The sequence below is a fragment of the Kluyvera georgiana genome, assembly GCF_050990895.1.
GTDB classification, from domain to species: Bacteria; Pseudomonadota; Gammaproteobacteria; order Enterobacterales; family Enterobacteriaceae; genus Kluyvera; species Kluyvera georgiana.
Genome location: NZ_CP158865.1, coordinates 265,102 through 291,683 on the forward strand (window position 1 = coordinate 265,102; position 26,582 = coordinate 291,683).

Genomic DNA, 26,582 nt, shown 5'->3' on the forward strand with positions numbered 1-26,582 from the left:
AACTATGTGGCTGGAATGAGTAGAAGTGGATGTGCTCATTGCCATCTGAAGTATGATGAGTATAAACGAATTTCATGGAAAGGTTGCCATTCGAAAGAGGTGGCGCATTCGTACTTTGATTTCAGAGGGAGTAAAGAAATGCCAGATAACGAACCTATGACATCGGTTGATTCGCAACTCGGCTACACTTTCCAGAATGACTTTCTCGCATTGAGCCGAGCTTTCTCTCTACCCAATATAGATTACACTGATATTTCCCAGCGTGAAAAATTAGCTGCGGCGTTTAAGCGCTGGCCGCTGCTATCAGAGTTTGCAGAACAAAAAGCCGAACAAAAATAAGGAAGCCGAATGGCTATTCTGGGATTACAGGGCGTGCGCGGTGGCGTGGGCACAACGTCAATCACGGCGGCCCTCGCGTGGTCATTGCAACTGCTCGGGGAGTCGGTGTTGGTCATCGATGCCAGCCCCGACAATATGCTGCGCCTGTCATTTAACGATGATATCGCTCGTGAAAGCGGCTGGGCGCGCGCGGTGCGGGACGGTAATGACTGGCGCGATAGCGCGCTCCGTTATACTGCGCAGATCGACGTGCTGCCGTTCGGCAAACTGCAACCCGGCGATCGACAGAATGTGGCCGTACTCAGCGACACGCTGTCGATCATCACCGACATTGTTCAGACGCTGGAGCGTGAGGGGCGCTATCAGTGGATACTCATCGACGTGCCGCACGGTTTCTATCCGTGGACGCCTGCGCTTATTGAGGCTTGCCACTACACGTTGACCATCGTGAAGCCTGACGCCAACTGCCATATTCGTTTGCATCAGCAGCCGCTGCCTGCCAATACCCATATTCTGCTTAACGGACTGTGCATGAGTAGCCCGCTGCAGGAAGATCTGTATCAGATTTGGCTGCAAACGCAGCGACATCTGTTACCGGTGGTGGTCCATCGCGATGAGGCGATGGCCGAAAGCCTGGCCAGCAAGCAGCCGTTGGGCGAATATCGCCATGACTCGCTGGCCGCGGAAGAGATGATTACCCTCGCAAACTGGTGCCTGATGCATTATGCCGGTCACCACCCGGCGGAGGAGCGCGAAACATGATTCGCCTCAGTAGCTGGATATTCGCCCCGTCGGTGTATGCGCAGCTGCGCGCGCGCTATATCGGCTATCGGCGTGCCGGCTCTTCCTGGCTCGCCGCGACGCTGGCCTGCCTGTGGGTCGGGCTGGCGTGGATGTTTTTACCGCTAGAAAACCCGCGCTGGCAGGCGCTGCAAGCACGTCAGGATGAGCTGTTTCCGCATATTCGTTTTGCCCGTCCTCGACCGTTAGATCCGCTACGTTACCTGCTGCAGGCGCTGTGGCTTATCATCAGCAAGCCGCCGGAAACGCGACGTGCCGTCGCCTGGCGGCCTTTAGCCGGCGTCGATCGGCTTCGTGAGCGTTATAATCAGTGGGCAGAATCGCTGCCTGGCCGCGTGAATGCGCAAACCGGTCATCTCGACCACAAAAAAGAGCTGGCGCACCTGAACCCAAAACTGCGGCGGTTTGTGCTTGGCGTTGCCGTGGTGTTATCGCTGCTGCTGGCGCTGGTGTGTATCACGCAGCCGTTTAACCCGATTTCACAGTTTATTTTCCTGATGCTGTTGTGGGGCGTGGCCCTGCTGGTGCGCCGTATTCCCGGTCGTTTCTCCGCGCTGATGCTGATCGTCCTGTCATTGACGGTATCCTGTCGCTACATCTGGTGGCGCTATACCTCAACGCTGAACTGGAACGACCCCGTCAGCCTGGTATGCGGGCTGATTCTGCTGTTTGCAGAAACCTATGCCTGGATAGTACTGGTCCTGGGTTACTTCCAGGTGGTCTGGCCGCTGAATCGTCATCCGGTACCGCTGCCGAAAGACATGAACGAATGGCCGACGGTCGATATCTTTGTGCCGACTTACAACGAAGATCTGAACGTGGTGAAAAATACCGTTTATGCTTCACTCGGCATCGATTGGCCGAAAGATAAGGTGAAAGTGTGGATCCTTGATGACGGTGGTCGTGAAGAGTTTCGTCAGTTTGCAAAAGACGTCGGCGTTGAGTACGTGGCGCGTGTCACGCATGAACATGCAAAAGCAGGGAACATCAACAATGCGCTGAAGCTGGCAAAAGGCGAGTTTGTGTCAATTTTCGACTGCGACCACGTGCCGACACGCTCGTTCCTGCAAATGACCATGGGCTGGTTCCTGAAGGATAAAAAGCTGGCGATGATGCAGACGCCGCACCACTTCTTCTCTCCAGACCCGTTTGAACGTAACCTGGGGCGTTTCCGTAAAACGCCGAACGAAGGTACGCTGTTCTACGGCCTGGTGCAGGACGGCAACGATATGTGGGATGCGACCTTCTTCTGTGGGTCGTGTGCGGTCATCCGGCGTAAGCCGCTGGATGAAATTGGCGGTATCGCCGTGGAAACGGTGACCGAAGATGCGCACACCTCGTTGCGTTTGCACCGTCGCGGTTACACCTCCGCCTATATGCGTCTGCCGCAGGCGGCGGGGCTGGCGACGGAAAGCCTATCGGCGCACATTGGCCAGCGTATCCGCTGGGCGCGCGGCATGGTGCAGATATTCCGCCTTGATAACCCTCTGTTTGGCAAAGGGTTGAAGTTGCCGCAGCGTCTCTGCTACCTCAACGCCATGTTCCACTTCTTATCGGGCGTGCCACGGCTGATCTTCCTGACCGCGCCGCTGGCCTTCCTGTTGCTACACGCTTACATCATCTACGCCCCGGCGCTGATGATTGCACTGTTCGTGTTGCCGCACATGATTCACGCCAGCCTCACCAACTCAAAGATTCAGGGCAAATATCGTCACTCCTTCTGGAGTGAAATCTATGAAACGGTGCTGGCATGGTATATCGCGCCGCCGACCATGGTGGCGCTTTTTAACCCGCATAAGGGCAAATTCAACGTGACCGCCAAGGGTGGCCTGGTGGAGGAAGAGTACGTCGATTGGGTGATCTCAAGACCGTATATCTTCCTGGTGCTGCTGAACCTGGTTGGCGTGGCGTTCGGTATCTGGCGCTATATGTACGGCCCGGAGAACGAAATTCTCACCGTGTGGATCAGTCTGGTATGGGTGTTCTATAACCTGATTATTCTCGGCGGCGCGGTTGCCGTGTCGGTCGAGAGCAAACAGGTGCGCCGCTCGCATCGTGTAGAAATCAAAATGCCGGGGGCGATTTCCCGTGAAGACGGTCACCTGTTCTCCTGTACGGTACATGACTTCTCCGACGGCGGCGTCGGCATTCGTATCAACGGCGACGCTCAGGTGCTGGAAGAGCAGAAGGTGAATCTGCTGCTAAAACGCGGCCAGCAGGAATATGTCTTCCCGACCCAGGTGGTGCGCGTGCTGGGCAGCGAAGTCGGTCTCAAGCTGCTGCCGATGAGCACGCGTCAGCATATCGATTTCGTACAGTGTACGTTTGCGCGCGCGGATACGTGGGCGCTGTGGCAGGACAGCTTCCCGGAAGATAAACCGCTGGAAAGTTTGTTCGATATTCTGAAGTTAGGGTTCCGTGGTTATCGTCACCTGGCCGAGTTTGCGCCGCCGGTGGCAAAGGAAATTTTCCGGTCGCTCACCTTGTTGGTGGCGTGGGTGGCCTCGTTTGTACCGCGCCGTCCGGAACGTGACGCGGTGGTCGAGCATCCGCTATCGGCTTTGGCTCAACAATAATGATGATTATGCGATGAAAAGAAACCTTTCCTGGATTTGTGCAGTGGCGGTGGGCATGGGCAGTTTACTGCCGCTCACGACGCATTCAGAAACGACGCCAGAGGTGTCGGTGACGCCCACCGTTCAGCAGGACGCTACGGCGCCTACGCCCGACGCCGCGCCGGTGGTCGTGGAAGACGCGCCAAGCCGCGACGTAAAGCTTTCTTTCGCCCAGATTGCGCCCCCGCCGGGCAGCATGGTGCTGCGCGGTTCGAATCCGGACGGTGGCGTGGAGTTTGGCATGCGCAGCGACGAAGTGGTGTCGAAGGCGCAGCTTAATCTGACCTACACCCCGTCGCCGTCCCTGCTGCCGATCACCTCGCAGCTGAAGGTTTATCTGAATGATGAACTGATGGACGTCCTGCCGGTGACCAAAGAGCAGCTAGGTAAAAAAGTGACGGCGCAGATCGCGGTCGATCCGCTGTACATCACCGATTTTAACCGCGTTCGCCTGGAGTTTATCGGCCACTACCGTGACGTGTGCGAAAACCCGGCCAACAATACCGTCTGGCTGGACGTGGCGCGTAACAGCTCCCTGGATTTGACCTACCGTTCGCTGAAGGTGCGTAACGATCTTTCGCACTTCCCGGTGCCGTTCTTTGACACGCGCGACAACCGCACGCTGGAACTGCCGATGGTCTTTGCCGCGTCGCCAGATCTGCAACAGCAGCAGGCGGCGGGAATTATCGCCTCATGGTTTGGCGCGAAAGCGGGCTGGCGCGGACAGAATTTCCCGGTGCTGTTTAACACGCTGCCGGAGCGTAACGCGATCGTCTTTGCCACCAACGATCGTCGTCCGGACTTCCTGCGCGAGCATCCGGCGGTCAACGCGCCGACGATCGAAATGATCGACCACCCGAGCAACCCGTATATGAAGCTGCTGGTGGTGTTTGGCCGTGACGATAAAGATTTGCTGAAAGCGGCGCAGGGCATTGCCTCGGGCAACATTCTGTTCCGTGGTGATAGCGTCACCGTGGATGAAGTGAAGCCGTTGCGGCCACGCGTGCCGTACGATGCGCCGAACTGGGTACGTACCGACCGCCCGGTCACCTTCGGTGAGCTGAAAACCTACGAACAGCAGCTACAGTCTACCGGGTTGGAGCCTGCCTCCATCAACCTGTCGCTGAATCTGCCGCCGGATCTGTACCTGATGCGCAGCACCGGCATCGATATGGACCTGAAATATCGCTACACCATGCCGCCGGTGAAAGACAGCTCGCGCATGGACATCAGCCTCAACAACCAGTTCCTGCAGTCATTTAATCTGGAGAGTACTCAGGACGTTAACAAGCTGATGCTGCGCCTGCCGGTGCTGCAGGGCCTGCTGGATGGCAAGAATGACATTAGCATCCCAGCGCTGCGCCTGGGGGCGATGAACCAGCTGCGCTTTGACTTCCAGTATATGAACCCGATGCCGGGCGGTACGCTGGAAAACTGTATTACCTTCCAGCCGGTACAAAACCACGTGGTGATTGGCGATGACTCGACGATCGACTTCTCAGACTATTATCACTTCTTGCCGATGCCGGATCTGCGTACCTTTGCTAACGCGGGCTTCCCGTTCACCCGTATGGCGGATCTGTCTGATACGGTTATCGTGATGCCGAAGACGCCGTCTGAAGCACAGGTTAGTACGCTGCTGAATACCGTGGGCGTGGTGGGCGGACAAACCGGTCTGGCGGGCACCAGCATGACCATTATCGATGATGGTAGCCAGATTAAGAGTAAAGATGCCGATCTGCTGCTGATTGGTTCTATTCCGCAGCAGCTCAAAGACGATAAGCATATCGACCTGCTGGTCAATGCGGCCCAAAGCTGGGTGAAAACGCCGGTGCGCCACCACGACCTGCCGAGCATTTATATGGACGAGGATGATCGTCAGGCCAGCGTGCAAACGGGCATTACCTCCTCAGGGCCGATGGCCGCGGTGGTGGGCTTTGAATCGCCTTATTACAAACAGCGTAGCGTGATCGCCCTGTTGGCGGATAGCGCCAGCGGCTATGACCTGCTGAACGGTGCGCTGAATGACAGCGGTAAGCGCGCGGCGATGTTTGGTTCGGTATCGGTAATTCGTGAATCTGGCGTCAGCAGCCTGCGCGTGGGGGACATCTACTACGTCGGCCATCTGCCGTGGTTTGAACGCGTTTGGTTTGCGCTCTCCAACCATCCGGTGCTGCTGGCTATCTTTGCGGCGATCAGCATCGTGCTGCTGGCCTGGGTTCTGTGGCGTCTGCTGCGTATCCTCAGCCGTCGTCGTCTGGATCCGGAAGACGAGTAAGCCGCGATGAAGATACTGAGCTGGATCGTTCTGCTGTGCGCCCTTGGCGGCCAGGTACAGGCTGCCTGTGACTGGCCGGCCTGGGAGCAGTTTAAAAAGGATTACGTGAGCGCAGAAGGGCGCGTGATCGATCCCAGTGACTCTCGCAAAATCACTACCTCAGAGGGGCAAAGCTACGGATTGTTCTTTGCCCTCGCGGCCAACGATCGTCAGATGTTCGCCACTCTGTTTAACTGGACGCAGAACAATCTGGCGCAGGGCTCGCTGCGCGAGCATCTTCCGGCCTGGTTATGGGGTAAAAAGAGCGAAGACGCGTGGACGGTACTGGACAGCAATTCCGCCTCTGACTCCGATATCTGGATTGCCTGGGCGTTGCTGGAGGCCGGTCGACTGTGGAAAAACGACGACTATACCGCCACCGGCAAAGCGATGCTGGCGAAGATTGCCGACGATGAAGTGGTGAACGTACCGGGACTGGGGGTGATGCTCCTGCCGGGACGCGTCGGTTTTGCCGAAGAGACGCGCTGGCGTTTTAACCCCAGCTATTTCCCTCCGCAGGTGGCGCAGTATTTCAGCCGCTTCGGCGCACCGTGGACCACGCTGCGCGATACCAACCTCAAACTGTTGCTCGACACTGCCCCGAAAGGCTTTTCGCCGGACTGGGTGAGCTACGAAAAAGCGAAGGGCTGGCAGCTAAAAGAGGCGAATGTCATCGGCGGTTATGATGCGATTCGCGTCTACTTGTGGGTGGGAATGATGAACGATGCAGACCCGCAAAAAGCGCGTCTGCTTAAACGCTTTAACCCAATGGCGGCGCAGACCGCCCGGCAGGGCCTTCCCCCGGAGAAAGTGGCGATCGCCACGGGGAAAGTGACCGGTGATGGCCCGGTTGGCTTTTCGGCTGCACTGCTGCCGTTCTTACAGGATCGTGATGCTCAGGCCGTTCAGCGCCAGCGTGTTACCGACCATTTTCCCGGCGCGGATGCTTATTATAGTTATGTTCTGACCCTCTTTGGTCAGGGCTGGGATCAACACCGTTTTCGCTTCAGCGCCCGCGGCGAATTACTACCTGACTGGGGCCAGGAATGCGCAAGTTCACACTAAGTTTACTCACCCTCTCTCTGGGGCTGTCGTTGGTACAGCCGGTCTTCGCGGACACCTCGGCGGAAGAGCAGTTGCTCAACCAGGTGCGTCTTGGCGAGGCCAGCAAACGTGAGGATCTGGTGCAGCAGTCGCTGTATCGGTTGGAGCTGATTAATCCCAATAACCCGAAGGTACTGGCGGCTCGCCTGCGCTACATGCTGCGTCAGGGGGATACCGCGGGTGCGCAGCAGCAGCTGAAAAAACTGGCGCAGGTCGCGCCGAATTCCGCGGAGTACAACGCTTCGCGCGCGGAAATTGGCCTGAATACCGATGCCGGGCGTCAGGCGCTACAGCAGGCGCGCCTGCTCGCCACCACCGGTCACGTGCCGGAAGCGCTGGTGGAATACGAAAAAGCGTTTAACGGCCCGCCGCCAGATGGCGACTATGCCGTAGAGTACTGGACGGCGGTGGCGAAATTGCCCGCCCGGCACAACGAAGCGCTCAAACAACTGCAATCGCTGAACCAGAAAAACCCCGGCAACGTTGGCCTGCAAATGACGCTGGCGAATACGCTCCTGGCCGACAACCAGCGCGATGCGGCATTTGCGGTACTCGAGCAGATGGCGAAATCGGCGGGCGGTCGCGGACCGGCAGCCGACCTCTGGTTTAAGGCCATTAAAAACCAGCCAGCCAGTCCCTCCAGCGTGCAGGCGCTACAGCGTTATCTGTTAATTTTCACCAGCGGTGAATCGGCGGACAGCGCGCGTGCGCTGCTGGCCGAGCAGCAAAAACAGCTGGCGGATCCGGTGTTCCTTGCGAAGGCGAAAGAGGCCGAAGCTGAGGCGAATAAACCGCAGACCTGGGAACTGTACTGGCCGCTGATCCGCAAAGGCGACGCGGCGCTGAAAGCCAATAATCTGGCGCAGGCGGAGAGCTTCTACCAGCAGGCGCGTAAGCTGGATGCCACCGACAGCTATGCGGTACAAGGTCTGGGCGACGTGGCGATAGCGCGTAAAGATAGCGCCGCCGCCGCGCGCTACTACCAACAGGCGCTGCGCCTTGACCGTGGCAACAGCGGCGCGGTGCGCGGGCTGGCCAATATCTATCGCGCCGAGTCGCCGGAAAAAGCGACCGCTTTTATTAACAGCCTCTCGGCCAGCCAGCGCCGCAGTATTGATGATATTGAACGTAGCCTGACCAACGATCGGCTTTCACAGCAGGCGGAAGCCCTGGAAAACCGCGGTGAGTGGGCGCAGGCAGCGGCGCTTCAGCGCCAGCGTCTGGCGCTGTCGCCGGACGATGTGTGGATCACCTATCGCCTCTCCCGCGACCTGGTGAGCGCCGGGCAGCGCGGCGAAGCCGACCGTCTGATGCTCAATCTGGCGCATAAGAAACCGACCGACGCCGAGCAGGTGTACGCCTACGGGCTGTATCTCTCCGGTAACGGTCAGGACCAGGCGGCGCTGACGCATCTGGCCGCGCTGCCGTCATCGCAGTGGACGGACAACATTCGCGAGCTGGACCAGCGTCTGCGTAGCGACCAGCTGATCGCCCAGGCAAACCGTCTGCGCGACGCAGGACAGGAGCCGCAGGCCATTGCGTTGCTGAAACAGCAGCCGGAGTCTGCGCGTATTCATTCAACGCTTGCCGATTGGGCGCAGCAGCGGGGCGATAGCGCCGCTGCGTTGGCCGAATACAACGCGGTGTTGGCGAAAGACCCTCATGATGAGGATGCCCACCTGGGGCTCGCGGAGGTCTATGCTGCTGACGGCAACGCGTTGGCGGCGCGCCAGCAGTTGGCTGAACTGCCGACAGAGGGTGAACGTTCGCTCAGTACCCAGCGCCGTATTGCGTTGGTCAGCGCGCAGCTGGGCGAGACGGATACGGCTCAGAAGATGTTGACAGCTCTGGTGCCGCAAGCGAAAGCGCAGCCGCCGTCAATGGAAAGCGCGATGGTGCTGCGTGACGCGGCGCGTTATCAGGCGCAGGACGGTAACCCGCAGCAGGCGCTGGAAACCTACAAAGATGCCATGGTGGCGGCGCAGGTTACCCCGACGCGGCCACAGGATAACGATACCTTTACCCGCCTGACGCGCAACGATGAAAAAGATGATTGGCTCAAGCGCGGCGTGCGCAGTGATGCCGCCGACCTCTATCGTCAGCAAGATTTGAACGTCACGCTGGAGCATGATTTCTGGGGCTCGAACGGTACGGGTGGCTATTCGGATCTGAAAGCGCACACCACCATGCTGCAGGTGGATGCGCCGCTCGCCGATGGGCGGATGTTCTTCCGTTCCGATCTGGTCAATATGGATGTCGGGAGTTTCTCCACCGACAAAAATGGCTACCATAAAGAGCAGTGGGGAACCTGTGATTTAGCCCGTTGTAATGGCTCTGCGAATCAGAGCGATAGCGGTGCTAGCGTGGCCGTGGGCTGGAAGAACGATACCTGGAACGCCGATATCGGTACCACGCCGATTGGCTTTAACGTTGTTGATGTGGTCGGTAGCCTGAGCTACAGCAACGACCTCGGCCCGTTGGGCTACACGCTCAACGCGCACCGTCGGCCTATCTCCAGCTCGCTGCTGGCGTTCGGCGGACAGAAAGACAACAGCAGCGGCGCACATCCCGGTACGACCTGGGGCGGTGTGCGCGCCAACGGCGGTGGTCTGAGCCTGAGTTATGACAAAGGTGAAGCCAACGGCGTATGGGCCTCGTTGAGCGGCGATCAGCTGACCGGCAAAAACGTCGCTGATAACTGGCGTGTGCGTTGGATGACCGGCTATTACTACAAGGTCATCAACGAGAACAACCGCCGGGTGACCGTCGGGCTGAATAACATGATCTGGCATTACCAGAAGGATTTGAGCGGCTATACGTTAGGTCAGGGCGGCTATTACAGCCCGCAGGAGTACGTTTCCTTCGCCGTGCCGGTGAACTGGCGTCAACGCACGGAAAACTGGTCGTGGGAGCTGGGGGGCTCTGTCTCCTGGTCGCATTCGCGTACGAAAACCGAGCCACGTTACCCGCTGATGAACCTGATTCCGTCGCAATGGAAACAGGACGCGAGCGAGGATAGCAACGGCGGCGGTAGCAGCCAGGGCTTCGGCTACACCGCGCGAGCCATCGTCGAACGCCGGGTCACATCCAACTGGTTTATCGGTGCTGGCGTTGATATTCAGCAGGCGAAAGATTACACCCCAAGCCATGCGCTGTTGTACGTGCGTTATTCCGCCGCCGGGTGGCAGGGCGACCTCGACATGCCGCCGCAGCCGCTGGTGCCGTACGCCGACTGGTAACTTCATCTATCCTGTTATAGGTATTCGTCTTATATAACCCGGCTTGATGCCGGGTTATAATTATCGCGCCAGAGTCCGTTTTGACTTTGTCGCCAGCCTCGTTATTCTCAATGCCTGAGCAATACGTTCGTATCTGTGGAGAGCTCTTTTGCGCGTCAGCCGTTCACTTACTATAAAACAAATGGCAATGGTTGCTGTTGTTACCATGTTGTTTTTGTTCATCTTTTGCTTTATTTTGCTGTTCCATTTCGTGCAGCAGGATCGCTATAACACGGCTGCACAATTAGAGAGTATCGCGCGCTCTGTACGTCAACCCCTTTCTGCCGCCATCCTCAAAGCGGATATCCCGGAAGCGGAGTCCATTCTTGGACGTATTCAGCCATCGGGCATTGTTAGCCGTGCCGATGTGGTGCTGCCAAATCAGTTTCAGGCGCTGCGCATGAGCTTTATCCCGGAACGCCCCGTTCCGGTGAACATCACCCGTATTTTCGAGCTGCCGGTGCAGATATCGCTGCCGCTCTATTCGCTTGAACGTCCGGCAAACCCGCAGCCGTTGGCCTATCTGGTGCTTCAGGCCGACTCCTGGCGCATGTATAAGTTCGTGATGAGCGCGCTGGCAACGATAGTGACCGCTTACTTTCTTTTGGTGCTGATACTGACCGTTGCCCTCACGTGGTGTATTAACCGGCTGATTGTCAGGCCGCTGCGCAGCATCGCCTATGAGATTCACGACCTACCGGGCGCAGACCGCATCGGGCATCAGCTGGCGCTGCCGCGCCTGCACCACGATGATGAAATCGGCACGCTGGTCCGCAGCTATAACCGTAACCAGCAGGCCTTATTACGCCAGTACGATGAACTCAGCAGCCAATCAACGCGTTTCCCGGTTTCTGACCTGCCAAACAAAGCGTTCTTGCTGGGGTTGCTGGAGCAAAGTCTGGCGCGCAAAACGCCGGTGGCGCTGTTGGCGATTGCCTGCGAAACCCTGCAGGACACCGCGGGCGTACTGAAAGAGGCGCAGCGTGAAATGCTGCTGCTGACGTTAGCCGAGAAGATTAAGCAGGTGATCTCCCCGCGTATGGTACTGGCGCAGGTCAGCGGCTATGACTTCGCCATTCTGGCGTATGGCGTCAAAGAACCGTGGCACGCGATCACATTAAGTCAGCAAGTACTTACTATCATGAATGAGCGTTTGCCGTTACAGGGCATCCAACTGCGCCCGAGCGCCAGCATCGGCATCGCCATGTCCAACGAAGGCCTGACGGCGGAGCAACTTTACCGGCGTTCACTCTCTGCTGCTTTTACCGCACGTCGTAAGGGCAAAAACCAGATTGAGTTCTTCGACCCTGAACAGATGATCAAGGCGCAGAAACGGTTGACTGAAGAGAGCGATATTCTGACGGCGCTCGATACGCAACAGTTTTCCATCTGGCTTCAGCCGCAGGTGGATACCGCCACCGGTAAGGTGTGTAGCGCCGAGGTGCTGCTACGCCAGCGCCAGCCGGACGGTAGCTGGGCGTTACCCAATGATTTGATCGACAGCATCGAGTCCTGTGGCCTGATGGTCACCGTCGGCCATTGGGTGCTGGAAGAAGCCTGCCGTCAGCTGGCGGTGTGGCAGTCGCGCGGCATTATGCTGCCGCTGTCGGTAAATATCTCTGCGTTGCAGCTGCTACACCACGATATGGTCTCCGACATGCTGGAACTGCTTAACCGCTACCGCATTGCGCCCGGCACGCTGGTGCTGGAAGTGACCGAAAGCCGCCGTATCGACGACCCGAAAGCTGCCGTGGCGATCCTGCGTCCGCTGCGGAACGCCGGGGTGCGTATCGCGCTGGATGACTTCGGCATGGGCTATGCCGGGCTGCGCCAGTTGCAACATATGAAGTCCGTACCGGTCGACATCCTGAAGATTGATAAAATCTTTATCGACACCTTGCCAGAAGACGCCAGCATGGTATCGGCCATTATTCAGCTTGGGCGCAGTCTCAATCTGAAGGTCGTGGCTGAAGGCGTTGAAAATCAACAACAATATGAATGGCTACGCGCGGCGAACGTCGATGTGTTGCAGGGTTTTCTCTTCGCCCGTGCGGTGCCATCGGAGGTGTTCGAGCAGGATTATCTCGGCCAGGAGAAATCGCTGCTACCGAGTGACAGAACATAGCGATTGTGCGTGTCAGCTCAAAGATTTAACAATTAAATATCAAATCAACGTACAAATATTTCGATTATGTTTCTTGGATGTTATTTTGTGCTCACAGGTGAAAATAAACCCTACTTTTCCTGTGGCTATAGCTTAAGGACATCCTATGAAAACCTCTTTCTTCAAAAGCCTCTATTTCCAGGTGTTAACGGCGATAGTGATCGGCGTGTTGCTCGGTCACTATTACCCGGAATTGGGCGCACAAATGAAACCGCTCGGCGATGCCTTCGTCAAACTGATTAAAATGATTATCGCGCCGGTTATCTTTTGTACCGTAGTAACAGGGATCGCTGGCATGGAAAGCATGAAAGCGGTTGGCCGCACTGGCGCAGTGGCGTTGCTGTACTTTGAAGTGGTCAGTACTCTCGCCCTGATTATCGGCCTGATCATTGTGAACGTGGTTCAACCCGGCGCAGGGATGAACGTTGACCCGGCGACGCTGGATGCCAAAGCGGTCGCCATGTACGCGGAACAGGCCAAAGATCAAGGGATTATCCCTTTCCTGATGGATATCATTCCATCGAGCGTGATTGGTGCCTTTGCCAGCGGCAACATCCTGCAGGTGCTGTTGTTTGCGGTGATGTTTGGCTTTGCGCTGCACCGTCTGGGTAACAAGGGCCAGCTGATTTTCAACGTTATTGAAAGCTTCTCGCAGGTCATCTTCGGCATCATCAACATGATTATGCGCCTCGCGCCTATCGGTGCTTTCGGCGCCATGGCCTTCACCATTGGTAAATACGGTGTAGGCACGCTGGTGCAGCTCGGTCAGCTCATCATCTGCTTCTATATCACCTGTATTCTGTTCGTGGTGGTGGTGCTGGGTTCTATCGCCCGCGCGACCGGCTTCAGCATTTTCAAATTTATCCGCTATATCAAAGAAGAACTGCTGATTGTGCTGGGCACCTCTTCGTCGGAGTCCGCGCTGCCGCGTATGCTCGATAAAATGGAGAAACTGGGGTGCCGTAAATCGGTGGTGGGTCTGGTTATTCCTACCGGTTACTCATTTAACCTCGACGGCACCTCGATTTACCTGACGATGGCGGCGGTGTTTATCGCCCAGGCGACCAACAGCCATATGGATATCTTCCATCAGGTGACGTTGCTGGTGGTGCTGCTGCTCTCCTCGAAAGGGGCGGCGGGAGTGACTGGCAGTGGATTTATCGTGCTGGCGGCGACTATCTCTGCGGTGGGCCATTTACCGGTTGCCGGTCTGGCTTTGATTCTGGGTATTGACCGCTTTATGTCCGAAGCGCGCGCGCTGACCAACCTGATTGGTAACGGCGTGGCGACTATCGTGGTCGCGAAACGGGTGAAACAGCTGGACGCTCAACAGTTGGACGACGTGCTCAATAACCGTCCGACTGCGAAAAAACCGCACGAATTATCCTCTTAATCCTCCCACTTACGCCCGTACTCCCTTGCTGGAGTGCGGGCTCCTGCGCATAATTAGGCGGCGTCATGAATGGGCTATGCTAGCCTATGGCTGTCGTGTATTTTATTTTTCCGAGCCATGTGACGTTTTTGCGATCGTGTGGTCTAACTGACGTATTTACTTCATTATTTTAGGCGATCGCCCGATGGCGGTTGTCTTTGTAACCAGGAACGTTCATCAGGGGTTCACATGCAGGGCACAACAATTCGACTTTTAGCCGGTGGTTTGCTGATGATGGCAGCGGCCAGCTATGTGCAGGCAGAAGCGCTCCAGCCGGACCCGGCCTGGCAACAAGGTACGCTGTCTAATGGCTTCCAGTGGCAGGTACTTGCCACGCCGCAGCGCCCGAGTGACCGTGTAGAAATCCGGCTCTCTATTGATATTGGTTCGCTGAATGAAAGCGCTCAGCAGACCGGCTTCAGCCACCTTATTCCTCGTATCGCGCTGACCCAAAGCGGCAGTCTGCCAACCATGCAGGCGCGCTCGATGTGGCAGCAGGGTATTGACCCAAAGCGCCCGCAGCCTCCCGCGGTCGTCTCGTATGATTACACCCGTTTTAACCTGAGTCTGCCGAACAACCGTAGCGATCTGCAAAAAGAGGCGCTGAACTGGCTGGCCAGCTCGTTGGGCAAACCGAACATCACCCAGGAAAGCGTCAATTACGCGTTAGGCGTGCAGGATATGGTCGCGACCTGGCCGCAGGATACCAAAGAAGGCTGGTGGCGCTATCGTCTTAAGGGGTCGACGATGCTGGGCCACGACCCGGCGGAACCGCTGAAAATGCCGGTAGACGCCAAACAGGTCGCCGAGTTCTATCAGAAATGGTACACCCCGGACGCGATGACGCTGATTGTGGTAGGCAACGTCGACAGTCGTGCAACGATTGAACAGATTAGCAAAACCTTTGGCGAACTGAAGGGCAAACGTGAGACGCCGGCAGCGCTGCCGACGCTGTCGCCGCTGCGCCCGGAGGCGGTCAGCATTATGACCAACGCGGTCCGTCAGGATCGTTTATCCATCATGTGGGACGCGCCGTGGACGCCTATCCGTGAGTCGGCAGCGCTGCTGCGATACTGGCGCGCCGATCTCTCCCGCGAGGCGCTGTTCTGGCATGTTCAACAGAAGCTGAGCCGAACCAACACCAAAGATATCGGGCTGGGCTTCGACTGCCGGGTGCTGTACCTGCGTGCGCAGTGCGGCATCAATCTTGATTCGCCGGGTGAAAAGCTGGAGAGCAATCTGGGGCTGGTGGCGCGAGAGTTGGCTAACGTTCGTGATAATGGGCTACCGCAGGATGAGTTCGATGCGCTGGTCGCGCAGAAAAAGCTGGAGCTGCAAAAGCTGTTTGCGACCTACGCGCGCATGGATACCGACGTGCTGATTAGCCAGCGTATGCGTTCGCTGCAAAATCAGGTGGTGGATATTGCGCCAGAGCAGTACCAGAAATTACGTCAGAGCTTCCTCGATTCGCTGACGGTGGAGATGCTGAATCAGGATCTGCGCCAGCAGCTGTCGCAGGATATGGCGCTGATTTTACAGCAGCCAACCGGCGAGCCCGAGTTCAATATGAAGGATCTCCAGGATACATGGAGTAAGATCATGTTGGCGTCGAAGCCAGAAGCAGCGGCAGTGGATGACAGTCATCAGGATGTGACGGATATTCCACCGGCGCAGTGATTTGCCCGGTGCGAGCCCCCTCACCCTAACCCTCTCCCCAATGGGGAGAGGGGACCGATCGTGCAAATGCTGATGCCCGCCTTTCTCCCTCGCCTCTTTGGGGAGAGTGGGCCGATCGTGCAAATGTTGACGTCTGCTTTCCCCCTCGCCCCTTTGGGGAGAGGGCCGGGGTGAGGGGAAAACTCCGCTCCCAGCCTCCAGACGAAAAAAAACCTCTCCCAACCGGAAGAGGTTTTTTTGTCTCTGCTGCCTTACGCCGGCATGGCCTCGCGCGGAATAATCGCCCCACGATGCTGAATCACGGTGCTCGCCGTCAGGTGGCCGCGTTTCGCCGCTGCCGCCGCATCGCCGCCGGTCAGGCGCACGGACAGGTAGCCCGCGCTGAAAGAGTCGCCAGCGGCGGTGGTATCAACCACTTTCTCTTTCGGCAGTTTAACCGCCGGCACGTCAACCAGTGCTTCACCGGAGATAGCCACCAGGCAGGAGTCTGCGCCGCGTTTCACCACCACTTCGCTCACACCAGCGGCCTGAGTGCGGGCAATGACTTCTTCAACCGGCTTCTCGCCCCACAGCGCGTCTTCGTCGTCGAGCGTCAGGAACGCGATATCGGTGCATTGCAGCATCTGCTGATAAACCTGCTGCGTCTCTTCTTTGCTGGCCCACAGGCGCGGACGATAGTTGTTGTCAAAAATGACCTTACCGCCGTTCGCGCGACACTGCTTCAGCAGCGCCAGCAGTTTCTCGCGGCTGGCCGGGCTTAAAATCGCCAGGCTGATACCGCTCAGATAGAGGTAGTCAAAGCTCGCCAGCTGTTCGCAGATAGCGGCGGACTGCTCACTCTCCAGCCAGAATTTAGCGGCGGCTTCGTTACGCCAGTAGTAGAAGGTACGCTCGCCGGTGTCATCGGTTTCGATGTAGTACAGGCCCGGCATACGGTCGCTCATGCGTTGAATCAGGTCGGTTTTGACGTTCTCTGCCTGCCAGGCGTCCATCATCTGCTGGCTGAAGGTGTCGGTACCCAGCGCGGTCACGTAGTTGACGCTGAGTTCTGCAGGGGAGACCTGACGCGCGATATAGACGGACGTATTTAAGGTGTCGCCGCCAAAGCCGCGGTTAACTTGTGCGCCCTTCTCGGACAGTTCAATCATGCATTCGCCAATCACGGCAATTTTTTTGGACATAGTCATCAACCTGATTCGGTAAATTTTTCGTAGTGTGCGCTGTGGCTAATCGATGGTCAACTATATTAAAACAACGTTCCATTATTTTTTTTGAGCTAGCGCGTGTTACGACGTATTTGTCGTCAATACGGAAAAATAAAATGCCCACGTTGGACATAAAGTTCTCAATGGCTACGCCGATAACCTTAACACCAGACCCTCAGACCCTCTATTCACAGGAAGCTTAAATGACGTTAAAGCAGGTGAGCCAGCGGGCGAGAGTTCCTGATACGGAGCTAGAAAGCCTACAGCAGCTGCGTTATTGGCAAGAGTGTGAGCGCGTCTATACCTACCAGCCTATCTACACCACGCAAGGCCGCCTGATGGCGATCGAAGTGCTAACGATAGTGACCCATCCCTCTCAACCGCAAAAACGTATTGCCCCGGATCGTTACTTCGCCGCAGTCTCTATCGGCCAGCGGATCCACGTCATCAAAGAACAGGTGGCGATGCTGGCAAAAAAGAAACAATTTTTTGAACAGAATAAGGTGCTGGCGTCGGTTAACGTCGATGCGCCTACGCTGCTGGAAATGCGCCAGGACCGGATATTGAGAACGATGATTGAAACGCTGCCGTGGCTGCGCTTCGAACTGGTAGAACATATGCCGCTGCCGCAGGACTCTTCGGTGGCCTCGCTGTGTGAATTCGGCCCGCTGTGGCTGGATGATTTTGGTACCGGGATGGCCAACTTCTCGGCGCTGAACGAAGTGCGCTATGACTACATCAAGGTGGCGCGCGACCTGTTCATAATGCTGCGCAAAACTCCGGAAGGCCGTAAGCTCTTCATCCTGCTTCTGGAGCTGATGAACCGCTACTGTGAAGGGGTGATCGTGGAAGGCGTTGAGACGCTGGAAGAGTGGCGTGAAGTGCAGCAGTCGCCAGCGCATGCGGCGCAGGGCTATTTTCTTTCTCGTCCAATACCCTTTGCCCATCTTGAAGAGGTATTTTTGTCCCTCTGAATCAGGCTGTTTCCGGTAAATCCATCTGTCTGGTCTATCTTTAGGACAGGCAAGGGAAGAAGCGAGGAAGCAGAATATGACCAGAGCAGGCAAAATTACCGCCACAGTAGCAGGGACTTTCTTGTTGTTGATCGTCGTACTCATCGTGGTGATAGCGACCTTTGACTGGAACCGACTCAAACCGACCATCAACCAGAAAGTCTCTACCGAACTTAACCGTCCGTTCGCTATCCACGGTGATTTAGGCGTGGTGTGGGAGCGCCAGAAGCAGGAAACCGGCTGGCGAAGCTGGGTGCCGTGGCCGCACGTCCATGCAGAAGATATTACGCTTGGCAATCCGCCGGATATCCCCGGTGACACGATGGTCCATCTCCCCCGCGTGGAAGCCACGCTCGCGCCGCTGGCGCTGCTGACCAAAACCGTCTGGCTACCGTGGCTTAAGCTGGTGAAACCCGACGCGCGGCTGATTCGCCTGTCAGAAAAAAACAATAACTGGACCTTTAATCTCGCCGGGGACAAACAGACAGACCCCAACGCACAGCCCTCCAGTTGGTCTTTCCGCCTCGACAATATTCTCTTCGACCAGGGGCGGATTGCGATTGATGACAAGGTTAGCAAGGCGGACATTGAGATCCTCGTCGATCCGCTGGGCAAGCCGCTGCCGTTTAGTGAGGTGACGGGCGATAAAGGTAAAAACGAAAAATCCAGCGTTGAAGATTACGTTTTTGGTCTGAAGGCGAAAGGGCGCTATAACGGCGAACCGCTGAGCGGCACGGGGAAAATTGGCGGCATGCTGGCGTTGCGCGGCGCGGATGCCTCGTTCCCGGTGCAGGCCGATTTCCGCTCCGGGAATACCCGGGTAGCGTTTGCCGGGGTGGTGAACGACCCGATGAAGATGGGCGGCGTCGACCTGCAGCTGAAATTCTCCGGCGATTCGCTGGCGGATCTGTATGACCTGACCGGCGTGCTGCTGCCCGATACGCCGCCGTTTGAGACCGACGGTCGGCTGGTGGCGAAAATTGATACTGAAAAGTCATCGGTCTTTGACTACCGCGGCTTTAACGGACGGATTGGCGACAGCGATATTCACGGTTCGCTTAGTTACACCACCGGTAAGCCGCGTCCGAAGCTGGAGGGCGATCTGGAGTCGCGCCAGCTGCGGCTGGCGGATTTAGGCCCGCTGATTGGCGTCGATTCTGGCAAAGGAGCAGAACAGTCGAAGCGTGCAGAGCAGAAAAAGGGCGAGAAAAGCATTCAGCCAGCCGACAAAGTGCTGCCGTATGACCGCTTTGAAACCGATAAATGGAACGTGATGGATGCCGACGTCCGCTTTAAGGGACGGCGTATTGAGCACGGCAGCAGCCTGCCGATTAGCGATCTCTCGACTCACATCGTGCTGAAAAATGCCGACCTGCGTCTGCAGCCGCTGAAGCTTGGCCTGGCGGGCGGTAGCGTCAACGCCAACATTCATCTGGAAGGGGACAAAAAGCCGATGCAGGGGCGGGCGGATATTCAGGCCCGCCGTCTGAAGCTAAAAGCGCTGATGCCGGACGTTGAACTGATGCAGAAAACGCTTGGTGAGATGAGTGGCGACGCCGAGCTCCGGGGCACCGGTAACTCCGTGGCGGCGTTGCTCGGCAACAGCAACGGCAATCTGAAGCTGCTGATGAACGACGGTTTAATCAGCCGTAACCTGATGGAGATTGTGGGGCTGAACGTTGGTAACTACATTGTCGGGCAGATTTTTGGCGACGATGAAGTGCGGGTGAACTGTGCGGCGGCTAATCTTGATATCGTTAACGGCGTGGCGCGCCCGCAGATTTTCGCCTTTGATACCGAAAACGCGCTGATCAGCATTAGTGGCACGGCGAGCTTTGCCTCTGAGCAGCTGGATTTAACGATCGACCCGGAAAGCAAAGGCATACGCATTATTACCCTGCGCTCGCCGCTGTACGTGCGCGGTACTTTCAAGAATCCGCAGGCTGGAGTGAAGGCGGGGCCGCTTATCGCCCGCGGCGCCGTCGCCGCCGCGCTGGCGACGCTGGTCACGCCGGCCGCCGCGCTGCTGGCGCTGATTTCCCCCTCCGAAGGCGAGGCAAACCAGTGCCGAACGATTCTGACCCAGATGAAGAAGTAAGAAGGAGCAGGCCGGATAGGGCGCTGTTGCGCCGCTATCCGGCAAATCCATGACAGTGACTAATGGCGTGTCTCATGGGTTAACAGCAGGATGTAGGCCGGATAAGGCGCTTGAGCGCCGCCATCCGGCAAATACACTACAGTGACTGATGGCGCGTCTCATGGGTTAACAGCAGCGCAATCAGCGTGAGCGCCGCCATACAAGCCAGATAGATGCCAACGGCGGCCAGCCCGTAGTTCGACTGCAGCCATGCCGCGATATACGGCGCGACCGATGCGCCCAGAATCGACGACACGTTGTAGGAGAAGGAGGCTCCGGTATAGCGGACTTCCGTCGGGAACAGCTCCGGCAGCAGCGCCCCCATTGGGCCAAAGGTTAGCCCCATCAGGCTCAGGCCGACCAGCAGATACAGCATAATCAGCGCCGGGTTCCCGGAGCCCAGCAGCAGCTGGAAGAAGAACAGCGCGAAAATAATAATCAGGCTGGTAATGACGATCATGCTTGGGCGGCGACCAAAACGGTCCGCCAGCAGGCCCGCGATTGGCACCATTACGCCAAAGCCAATCACCGCCAGCATCAGCATCCACAGCACTTCGTTACGCGGCAAACCCAGACCGTGTGGCATGGCGGCGGTACTGTAGGTCATCGAGTAGACGGTCATGATGTAGAACAGCGTATAGGTTGCCAGCATGATAAAGGTACCGAGTACCGTCACGCGCACGTGTTTGCTGAGCAGCGTGCCCATCGGCACTTTGACCTGTTTCTTCGCGGCGGCCACTTTGGCGAATACCGGCGTTTCATGCAGCGACACGCGAACGTACAGGCCGATGATGACCAGCACCGCCGAGAATATAAACGGCACGCGCCAGCCCCAGGTCATGAACTGCTCGTCGGTCAGCAGCCAGGAGAGCAGCAGGAAGGTGCCGTTCGCAAAGAAGAAGCCAATCGGTGCGCCCAGCTGCGGGAACGAGCCGTACAGCGCGCGCTTGCGCGGCGGGGCGTTCTCGGTCGCCAGCAGCGCCGCGCCGCCCCATTCACCGCCTAGCCCCAGGCCCTGGCCAAAACGCGCCAGCGCCAGCAGCATCGGTGCCAGAATGCCAATGGATTCGTAACTCGGCAGCAGACCGATCACCACGGTTGAAATCCCCATGGTGAGCAGTGAAGCAACCAGCGTCACCTTACGGCCAACGCGGTCGCCGAAGTGACCAAATAGCGCGGAACCGATAGGGCGCGCAACAAATGCAATCGCGAACGTTGCCAGCGACTGTAGCGTGGCCGCTGTCGGATCGCCCTGCGGGAAGAAGATGTGCGGGAAGACGATCACCGCCGCGGTGGCGTAAATATAGAAGTCGAAAAACTCAATGGCGGTGCCGATAAGCGAAGCCACGACGACTTTGTTACGCGAGTTAACCGGAGCGGTTGCCTGGTCGTTGTCGAGTGTTGTGCTGGTCATAGTCTTTTCTAATATGTATAGCGAACGAAAGGCCATATTAGACATAGCAAAAGCGACATTTCAATCTGTAACAGGATTGTAAAATGACGCAAGGAAGGGGAAAAAGTGGATAATTTTTATACCAGGAAATTGGCATCCATGAAATGCTTCACATTTTTTAAAGCTTAGAGGATAAAACTGCTTTTTGGTTAAATAAAAGTTACAGGCTGGATTTATATGCTGAAACGATGGGCTGGGCTGAAGTTTTCAGCCCAGCGGTAGGCTTAACGGTGGGTTTTGCCCGGCATGCGCGGGTCATCTTTGTACTCTGCGGTGGCAATCCATGCGGCGCAGAACAGGGTCAGGCGGGCGAAGAAGTAGAAGAAAGCCATCAGGCCAAGCACCGAACCAAACGCCGCGCCGGAAGGTGATTTCACCAGCGTTGGCAGCGTCCAGGTCATGATAATTTTGATCACTTCAAAACCGATGGCGGCAATAAAGGTGCCGCGAATTAATGCTTTCTTACGCGGACGATGGCGAGGCAGGCGCCAGAAAATCCAGAAGAACAGCAGGTAGTTGGCGAAGATAGAGATCGCCAGGCCAATCAGTCGCCAGGCGGGTTTCAGCCACTCGATGCTGTCGAGGTACAGCGCGGAGATAATCATCTGCTGGGCGGAACCGGCCACCGAGGTGATGGACAGCGTGACAATCAGCGCAACCAGCAGGCCAATCAGCGACACGAAGTCACGCAGGTATTTTACCCAGATGGCCTCCTGGTCCTGCGGCGTGCGCTCCCAGACGTCGCGCGACTGTGCGCGAATCGCTTCGCGTAGGTTGCCCATCCAGTTCACGCCGGAGTAAAGGGCAATCCCCAAACCCACCAGGCCGACGGTGGTACGCTGCTGGACGGCGGTATTAATGGTGCTTTTTAAGGTCGCGGCCAGCGTGGGGTCGCTGACGTTGTTGAGGATTTTATTGAAGATATCCTGCAGTAGCGTCGGATGTGACGCGAGGATAAAACCGGCGGCGGCAAACGACACCATCAGGATCGGAATCATCGATAAAAATGAGAAGTAGGTAATCGCCGCACCGAACTGGTTACCCATTCGGTCATTGAAGCGTTCGGCGGCGCGAATCAGGTGGGCGATGACCGGGCGGCGCTGAATCTTCTGCGCCGTGCTGGTGACGGTATCCAGCGCTTTGCTGGCCTTTTGCTGTAGACGTTTGTCGTTGTTTTCCGACGTCATCAGGGGAAATTTCCTTTTTATTGCTTTTACTTAAGTATAGAGGGTTATCAGGAGGCGGTGCGGTTTGCCCCGACCGGGGTGCCAGATTCAATCGACATAGTCGCGCAGCACCTCGGTTAACCACTCCATCAACACATGTACTCGGCGCGACAGGTTACGGCGGTGAGGGTAAATCAGCGATACCGGCATCGGTTCCGCCCGATACTGCGGCAGAATTTCTACCAGCGTGCCGCCGCGCAGCGCATCGCGAACGCCGACGCGCGGTGCCTGAATGATCCCCAGCCCCGCCAGGCAGGCGGCGTGGTAGGTTTCGGTACTGTTGACCGTCAGTACGCCGCCGGTTTTCATCCACTGCGTTCCGTTATCCCTTGCCACTTCAAACCCTTGCGGACGCACACCGAGGTTCACCGCATAGTGTACCAGCGCATGGCTGCTGAGATCTTCCAGTGATTCCGGATAGCCGAAGCGGGCGAGATACGCCGGGCTGGCGCAGTTGATAATGGTGAGCTTGCCGAGCGGACGGGCAATCAACCCGGAATCTTTCAGCGCGCCGACGCGCACCACGCAGTCAAACCCTTCACGAATGACATCCACCAGGCGGTCGCTGCTGCTGAGTTCCAGTTCGACGCCGGGATAGTGCTGCAAAAATTCGGGCAGGCGGGGAATGACCACATTCCGTGCGACAGCGACCGGCATATCCACCCGCAATCGACCACTGATGGTGCTGGGGTCGTTCTGGAACATGCCGTCCAGCTCATCGAGATTGCTCAGCAGATCTTTAGCACGCTCAAAGTAGACCATCCCATCCTGAGTCAACAGCACGCGGCGGGTGGTGCGATGCAGCAGACGGCAGCCAAGGTGGTTCTCCAGCGCCTGAATCTGTCGCGATACGCTACCTTTAGGAAGGCCCAGCGTGTCGGCCGCACGGGAAAAACTCTCCAGTTCGGCCACGCGGATGAATAGCTGCATTGCGTGAATTTTATCCATCAGAATGACCTATTGTTGTCGTGATTGAGACAGTGAAGCGTAATTAGCAGTATTTATTGTTCTTTTATCACCTAATAAGCTTGTTCTCAACGTACACACCACCTGAAATGAGGTTTCCTATGAACCAGCGTATTGCGATTGTGACCGGCGGCAGCCGCGGATTGGGAAAAAATGCAGTGCTGAAGCTCGCCGCACAGGGAACGGATATTATTTTTACCTACAACAGCCAACATGATGCTGCCCTGCAGGTTGTCGCCGAAGTGGAGAAAACGGGGGCGAAAGCGGCGGCATTGCAGCTGAACGTCAGCGAAACCGCGAGCTTTGCCGTCTTTGCCGAACAGGTGAAAAACCAGCTTAATCAGGTGTGGGGTCGGGAGACGTTTGATTATTTAGTGAACAACGCCGGTATCGGCCTCTATGCGCCGTTTGCCGAGACATCAGAAGCGCTGTTCGATGAGCTGATGAACATTCATTTTAAAGGGCCGTTCTTCCTCACCCAGCAGCTTCTGCCACTGATGGCTGACGGTGGGCGGATTCTTAACGTCTCGACCGGACTGGCGCGATTTGCACTGCCGGGTTACGCGGCTTATGCGTCGATGAAAGGGGCGATGGAAGTCCTCACCCGTTACCAGGCAAAAGAACTGGGTGCGCGAGGGATCTCCGTCAACAGTATCGCGCCAGGGGCCATTGAAACCGACTTTGGCGGTGGACGCGTGCGCGACAACGAAGAGCTGAATCAATACGTGGCCTCGCAAACCGCGCTGGGCCGTGTTGGCCTGCCGGACGATATCGGCGACGCCATCGCCGCGCTGCTCAGCGACAACCTGCGCTGGATGACCGCACAGCGTATCGAAGTTTCCGGCGGAATGTTCCTGTAACCGCTGCTCACTATTCATATTGTGCTGAAATAAGTCCGAATTTGGACTTATTTCATTTCTGGCCTTCCCTTTATTCAGCAATGTTTTATATTTCGCGAAATTAATATTTATTCTTCGTCCATCCTCTCAGTTTTTCCTTAATCATAATGTGATGAGTTATGTTAATGCGTAATGCCCCTTCGAGGGTTGTAAGTATTCATAATTATGATATTTAGATCGCTATTTATCTACGTAGAATGCCCCAGGCCAAACGGCGAGTTCTTATTTTATGCCGCGAGGATTACTCTTCCGGTCATTAAGAACAGTTTATTTTTAATGGGGAAACCGTTATGCAGGTAGTCATGTTTGACAGGCAGTCAATATTTATTCATGGAATGAAAATCAGCTTACAGGAAAATATTCCAGGAATTGATGTGTATGCCGTCAGCCAGGCCGATGACCTGTGGCGGCAGTTGTTACAGCATCCGGACGCGCTGCTCATTCTGGATGGGGGAATGGATCCCGGATTTTGTCAGTGGTTGTTGCAGGAGAAGTTCCAGCAGTTTCCGGAATCTAAATGCATCATCATCGTCAATGAATATAACCAGGCCTGGCTCAGTAATATGATGGCGTTTAATGTGCAGGCGATAATTCCGCGTGATGCCAGCGTGGAAGTATTCGTCCAAACTATCAAAAGCGTCATGCGTGGGTTAATCTGCCTGCCGGGTGACTGGCGAATGGAATATGAACAAACAAAACAGGGTCTGGACAATTTAAGCCAGCGCCAGCGAGAAATATTAACCCTCCTGGCGAACGGTGAAACCAATAAAGAGATTAGCCGGACGCTGAATATTAGCGCCGGGACGGTGAAAGCGCATCTGGAGTCTTTGTACCGCCGTCTGGATGTGAAGAATCGGACCCAGGCGGCGATGCTGCTTAATCACCGTCAGGACTTACAGCCCGGCGGACTGGAATAACGAGGCTTCAGCCTGGCGTTGGAACGCCAGGCTGCTTTGTTGCTCTTCTTCACGGAGCCACTCGGCCAACGCCGCATTAAAATCCCGGCGGTTAATGGCTTGCACTATCGCCGATTGACGTAACCCTTCCAGCCCCAGGCTAAAGGCCAGCGACAGCAGCGCGTCGAACTGGTGCTGAGCCAGCGGCACGTTGATATCCTGACAAAGCCACTGTCGATAGTTATCCACATCCTGTTCAAACAGCATTTCCGCCTGCGCGTGAGTTAAGCACCCATCAAAACGCTCGCCTTCGCGAATCAGATGCCCATAACCAATCACCCATAACCCCTCCGCATCGCGGTATTTCTCCAGCGAAAGCCCCTGAAAGCGCTTAATAAATTCCAAACCCTGCGGGCTCGGCGTGGTGATGCCTGTGCTCATAATGACCTCTCTTCGGGTGAGGCGAGAAGTGTAAAAGAGCCGTGCTCGCGCGCCTATTGGCCGGATGACGGGGAATTATCATACTCGTGGCTGAGTAGGCCAAAAAGCCAGTCATTGTGCCACTGCCCCGCAAGGAAATAGCTCTCGCGCAGCTCACCCTCAAGGCGGAATCCGAGTTTTTCCAGCGTGCGGCGTGAGGCGATATTGCCCGCGGTGACCGTCGCCGTCAGGCGACGTATGCCGCCGCTGCCAAAGGCATAGTCGCACACGGCGCGCAGTGATTCAGTACCGTAGCCTTTGCCCTGCGATTCAGGGGCGAATAAAAATCCCACTTCCGCGCAGTCGTGGTCGCGATGAATATAGCCGGTGATGCCGAGCGCCGAGTTTTGTCTATCGCGAACCAGCAGGCAGAGCCAGTGTGCGTCACCGGGAGACCAGCGAGGCAGTCGGGAATCAAAGGCGGCGCGGATCTCGCTCTCACTGCGCTTGTCCGCCACATAGCGCATCACCTGCGGGTGCTGCTGGAGAGCGAGAAAGAAGGGCCAGTCGCCGTCGACAAGCTGTGTGCAGACTAAACGTTCGGTGGTGAGCGCGATCATAATTTCACATTCTGAGTGGG

At 56.6% G+C, this 26,582-nt stretch carries 19 protein-coding genes; 13 read left to right on the forward strand and 6 right to left on the reverse strand.

Annotation, left to right across the window (positions count from 1 at the left end; all coding sequences use genetic code 11):
* Positions 1-138: 138 nt before the first annotated feature.
* From bcsR to ABTW00_RS01315, 9 genes are all read left to right on the forward strand, one after another.
* Positions 139-339, forward strand: coding sequence for a cellulose biosynthesis protein BcsR (gene bcsR / locus ABTW00_RS01275; RefSeq protein WP_064541198.1), 201 nt, complete (start codon positions 139-141; stop codon positions 337-339).
* A gap of 9 nt (positions 340-348) precedes the next feature.
* Entirely contained in the window at positions 349-1,101 is a 753-nt protein-coding gene (bcsQ, locus tag ABTW00_RS01280) for a cellulose biosynthesis protein BcsQ (RefSeq protein ID WP_433638329.1), read from the forward strand.
* Positions 1,098-3,716, forward strand: a complete 2,619-nt coding sequence (gene bcsA, locus ABTW00_RS01285; RefSeq protein WP_433638332.1) for a UDP-forming cellulose synthase catalytic subunit — start codon at positions 1,098-1,100, stop codon at positions 3,714-3,716. The genes bcsQ and bcsA overlap by 4 nt, the downstream gene beginning before the upstream one ends.
* Positions 3,717-3,729: 13 nt before the next feature.
* Entirely contained in the window at positions 3,730-6,033 is a 2,304-nt protein-coding gene (gene bcsB / locus ABTW00_RS01290; protein ID WP_433638336.1) for a cellulose biosynthesis cyclic di-GMP-binding regulatory protein BcsB, read from the forward strand.
* Between the two features lie 6 nt (positions 6,034-6,039).
* Positions 6,040-7,137 (forward strand): cellulose synthase complex periplasmic endoglucanase BcsZ, encoded by a 1,098-nt coding sequence (bcsZ, locus tag ABTW00_RS01295; protein ID WP_433638338.1) that lies wholly within the window; start codon positions 6,040-6,042, stop codon positions 7,135-7,137.
* Positions 7,119-10,415: a cellulose synthase complex outer membrane protein BcsC gene (gene bcsC / locus ABTW00_RS01300; RefSeq protein ID WP_433638341.1), complete on the forward strand. Its 3,297-nt coding sequence runs from the start codon at positions 7,119-7,121 to the stop codon at positions 10,413-10,415. Before bcsZ ends, bcsC begins: the two co-directional genes overlap by 19 nt.
* A 148-nt stretch (positions 10,416-10,563) precedes the next feature.
* On the forward strand, positions 10,564-12,579 hold the full coding sequence (gene hmsP / locus ABTW00_RS01305) for a biofilm formation regulator HmsP (protein WP_433638343.1): 2,016 nt from the start codon (positions 10,564-10,566) through the stop codon (positions 12,577-12,579).
* A gap of 145 nt (positions 12,580-12,724) precedes the next feature.
* Positions 12,725-14,011, forward strand: coding sequence for a dicarboxylate/amino acid:cation symporter (locus ABTW00_RS01310; protein ID WP_064541219.1), 1,287 nt, complete (start codon positions 12,725-12,727; stop codon positions 14,009-14,011).
* Positions 14,012-14,239: 228 nt separating this feature from the next.
* On the forward strand, positions 14,240-15,727 hold the full coding sequence (locus tag ABTW00_RS01315) for a M16 family metallopeptidase (RefSeq protein WP_433638345.1): 1,488 nt from the start codon (positions 14,240-14,242) through the stop codon (positions 15,725-15,727).
* Between the two features lie 251 nt (positions 15,728-15,978).
* Here the strand turns inward: ABTW00_RS01315 and ABTW00_RS01320 are convergent, their stop codons facing one another.
* Positions 15,979-16,908 carry a sugar kinase gene (locus ABTW00_RS01320; protein ID WP_433638347.1) on the reverse strand — a complete coding sequence of 310 codons (930 nt, stop codon included), beginning with the start codon at positions 16,906-16,908 and terminating at the stop codon, positions 15,979-15,981.
* Positions 16,909-17,135: 227 nt separating this feature from the next.
* On the opposite strand from ABTW00_RS01320, the gene pdeH reads away from it, so the two are divergent.
* Positions 17,136-17,906, forward strand: a complete 771-nt coding sequence (pdeH, locus tag ABTW00_RS01325; RefSeq protein WP_064541229.1) for a cyclic-guanylate-specific phosphodiesterase — start codon at positions 17,136-17,138, stop codon at positions 17,904-17,906.
* A gap of 76 nt (positions 17,907-17,982) precedes the next feature.
* A complete protein-coding gene (locus ABTW00_RS01330; RefSeq protein WP_433638350.1) occupies positions 17,983-20,043 on the forward strand; it encodes an AsmA family protein in 2,061 nt (686 codons plus the stop codon).
* 136 nt (positions 20,044-20,179) lie between these two features.
* On the opposite strand, the gene ABTW00_RS01335 is transcribed toward ABTW00_RS01330, so the two are convergent.
* The 3 genes from ABTW00_RS01335 to ABTW00_RS01345 form a co-directional block, all read right to left on the reverse strand.
* Positions 20,180-21,496, reverse strand: coding sequence for an MFS transporter (locus tag ABTW00_RS01335; protein WP_433638352.1), 1,317 nt, complete (start codon positions 21,494-21,496; stop codon positions 20,180-20,182).
* A gap of 263 nt (positions 21,497-21,759) precedes the next feature.
* The gene (gene yhjD / locus ABTW00_RS01340) at positions 21,760-22,722 is read right to left on the reverse strand and encodes an inner membrane protein YhjD (protein WP_223803729.1); all 963 of its coding nucleotides are present in this window, start codon (positions 22,720-22,722) and stop codon (positions 21,760-21,762) included.
* 87 nt (positions 22,723-22,809) lie between these two features.
* Positions 22,810-23,709 carry a LysR family transcriptional regulator gene (locus ABTW00_RS01345; protein WP_433638354.1) on the reverse strand — a complete coding sequence of 300 codons (900 nt, stop codon included), beginning with the start codon at positions 23,707-23,709 and terminating at the stop codon, positions 22,810-22,812.
* 119 nt (positions 23,710-23,828) lie between these two features.
* On the opposite strand from ABTW00_RS01345, the gene ABTW00_RS01350 reads away from it, so the two are divergent.
* Both ABTW00_RS01350 and ABTW00_RS01355 read left to right on the forward strand, forming a co-directional pair.
* Positions 23,829-24,587: an SDR family NAD(P)-dependent oxidoreductase gene (locus tag ABTW00_RS01350; protein WP_064541246.1), complete on the forward strand. Its 759-nt coding sequence runs from the start codon at positions 23,829-23,831 to the stop codon at positions 24,585-24,587.
* Between the two features lie 329 nt (positions 24,588-24,916).
* On the forward strand, positions 24,917-25,543 hold the full coding sequence (locus tag ABTW00_RS01355; RefSeq protein ID WP_433638358.1) for a LuxR C-terminal-related transcriptional regulator: 627 nt from the start codon (positions 24,917-24,919) through the stop codon (positions 25,541-25,543).
* Here the strand turns inward: ABTW00_RS01355 and ABTW00_RS01360 are convergent.
* Together ABTW00_RS01360 and ABTW00_RS01365 are read right to left on the reverse strand one after the other, a co-directional pair.
* Positions 25,520-25,963, reverse strand: a complete 444-nt coding sequence (locus ABTW00_RS01360) for a lysozyme (RefSeq protein ID WP_433638360.1) — start codon at positions 25,961-25,963, stop codon at positions 25,520-25,522. The two genes, ABTW00_RS01355 and ABTW00_RS01360, sit on opposite strands and share 24 nt — an antisense overlap.
* Positions 25,964-26,016: 53 nt before the next feature.
* Positions 26,017-26,562 carry a GNAT family N-acetyltransferase gene (locus ABTW00_RS01365; RefSeq protein ID WP_077248559.1) on the reverse strand — a complete coding sequence of 182 codons (546 nt, stop codon included), beginning with the start codon at positions 26,560-26,562 and terminating at the stop codon, positions 26,017-26,019.
* Positions 26,563-26,582: the final 20 nt, after the last annotated feature.

Bases quoted from the DNA above. Each gene is read 5' to 3' on its own strand.
- bcsR (WP_064541198.1), top strand. From the start codon at position 139: ATGCCAGATAACGAACCTATGACATCGGTTGATTCGCAACTCGGCTAC.
- bcsQ (WP_433638329.1), top strand. From the start codon at position 349: ATGGCTATTCTGGGATTACAGGGCGTGCGCGGTGGCGTGGGCACAACG.
- bcsA (WP_433638332.1), top strand. From the start codon at position 1,098: ATGATTCGCCTCAGTAGCTGGATATTCGCCCCGTCGGTGTATGCGCAG.
- bcsB (WP_433638336.1), top strand. From the start codon at position 3,730: ATGAAAAGAAACCTTTCCTGGATTTGTGCAGTGGCGGTGGGCATGGGC.
- bcsZ (WP_433638338.1), top strand. From the start codon at position 6,040: ATGAAGATACTGAGCTGGATCGTTCTGCTGTGCGCCCTTGGCGGCCAG.
- bcsC (WP_433638341.1), top strand. From the start codon at position 7,119: ATGCGCAAGTTCACACTAAGTTTACTCACCCTCTCTCTGGGGCTGTCG.
- ABTW00_RS01310 (WP_064541219.1), top strand. From the start codon at position 12,725: ATGAAAACCTCTTTCTTCAAAAGCCTCTATTTCCAGGTGTTAACGGCG.
- ABTW00_RS01315 (WP_433638345.1), top strand. From the start codon at position 14,240: ATGCAGGGCACAACAATTCGACTTTTAGCCGGTGGTTTGCTGATGATG.
- ABTW00_RS01320 (WP_433638347.1), bottom strand. From the start codon at position 16,908: ATGTCCAAAAAAATTGCCGTGATTGGCGAATGCATGATTGAACTGTCC.
- pdeH (WP_064541229.1), top strand. From the start codon at position 17,136: ATGACGTTAAAGCAGGTGAGCCAGCGGGCGAGAGTTCCTGATACGGAG.
- ABTW00_RS01330 (WP_433638350.1), top strand. From the start codon at position 17,983: ATGACCAGAGCAGGCAAAATTACCGCCACAGTAGCAGGGACTTTCTTG.
- ABTW00_RS01335 (WP_433638352.1), bottom strand. From the start codon at position 21,496: ATGACCAGCACAACACTCGACAACGACCAGGCAACCGCTCCGGTTAAC.
- yhjD (WP_223803729.1), bottom strand. From the start codon at position 22,722: ATGACGTCGGAAAACAACGACAAACGTCTACAGCAAAAGGCCAGCAAA.
- ABTW00_RS01345 (WP_433638354.1), bottom strand. From the start codon at position 23,709: ATGGATAAAATTCACGCAATGCAGCTATTCATCCGCGTGGCCGAACTG.
- ABTW00_RS01350 (WP_064541246.1), top strand. From the start codon at position 23,829: ATGAACCAGCGTATTGCGATTGTGACCGGCGGCAGCCGCGGATTGGGA.
- ABTW00_RS01355 (WP_433638358.1), top strand. From the start codon at position 24,917: ATGCAGGTAGTCATGTTTGACAGGCAGTCAATATTTATTCATGGAATG.
- ABTW00_RS01360 (WP_433638360.1), bottom strand. From the start codon at position 25,963: ATGAGCACAGGCATCACCACGCCGAGCCCGCAGGGTTTGGAATTTATT.
- ABTW00_RS01365 (WP_077248559.1), bottom strand. From the start codon at position 26,562: ATGATCGCGCTCACCACCGAACGTTTAGTCTGCACACAGCTTGTCGAC.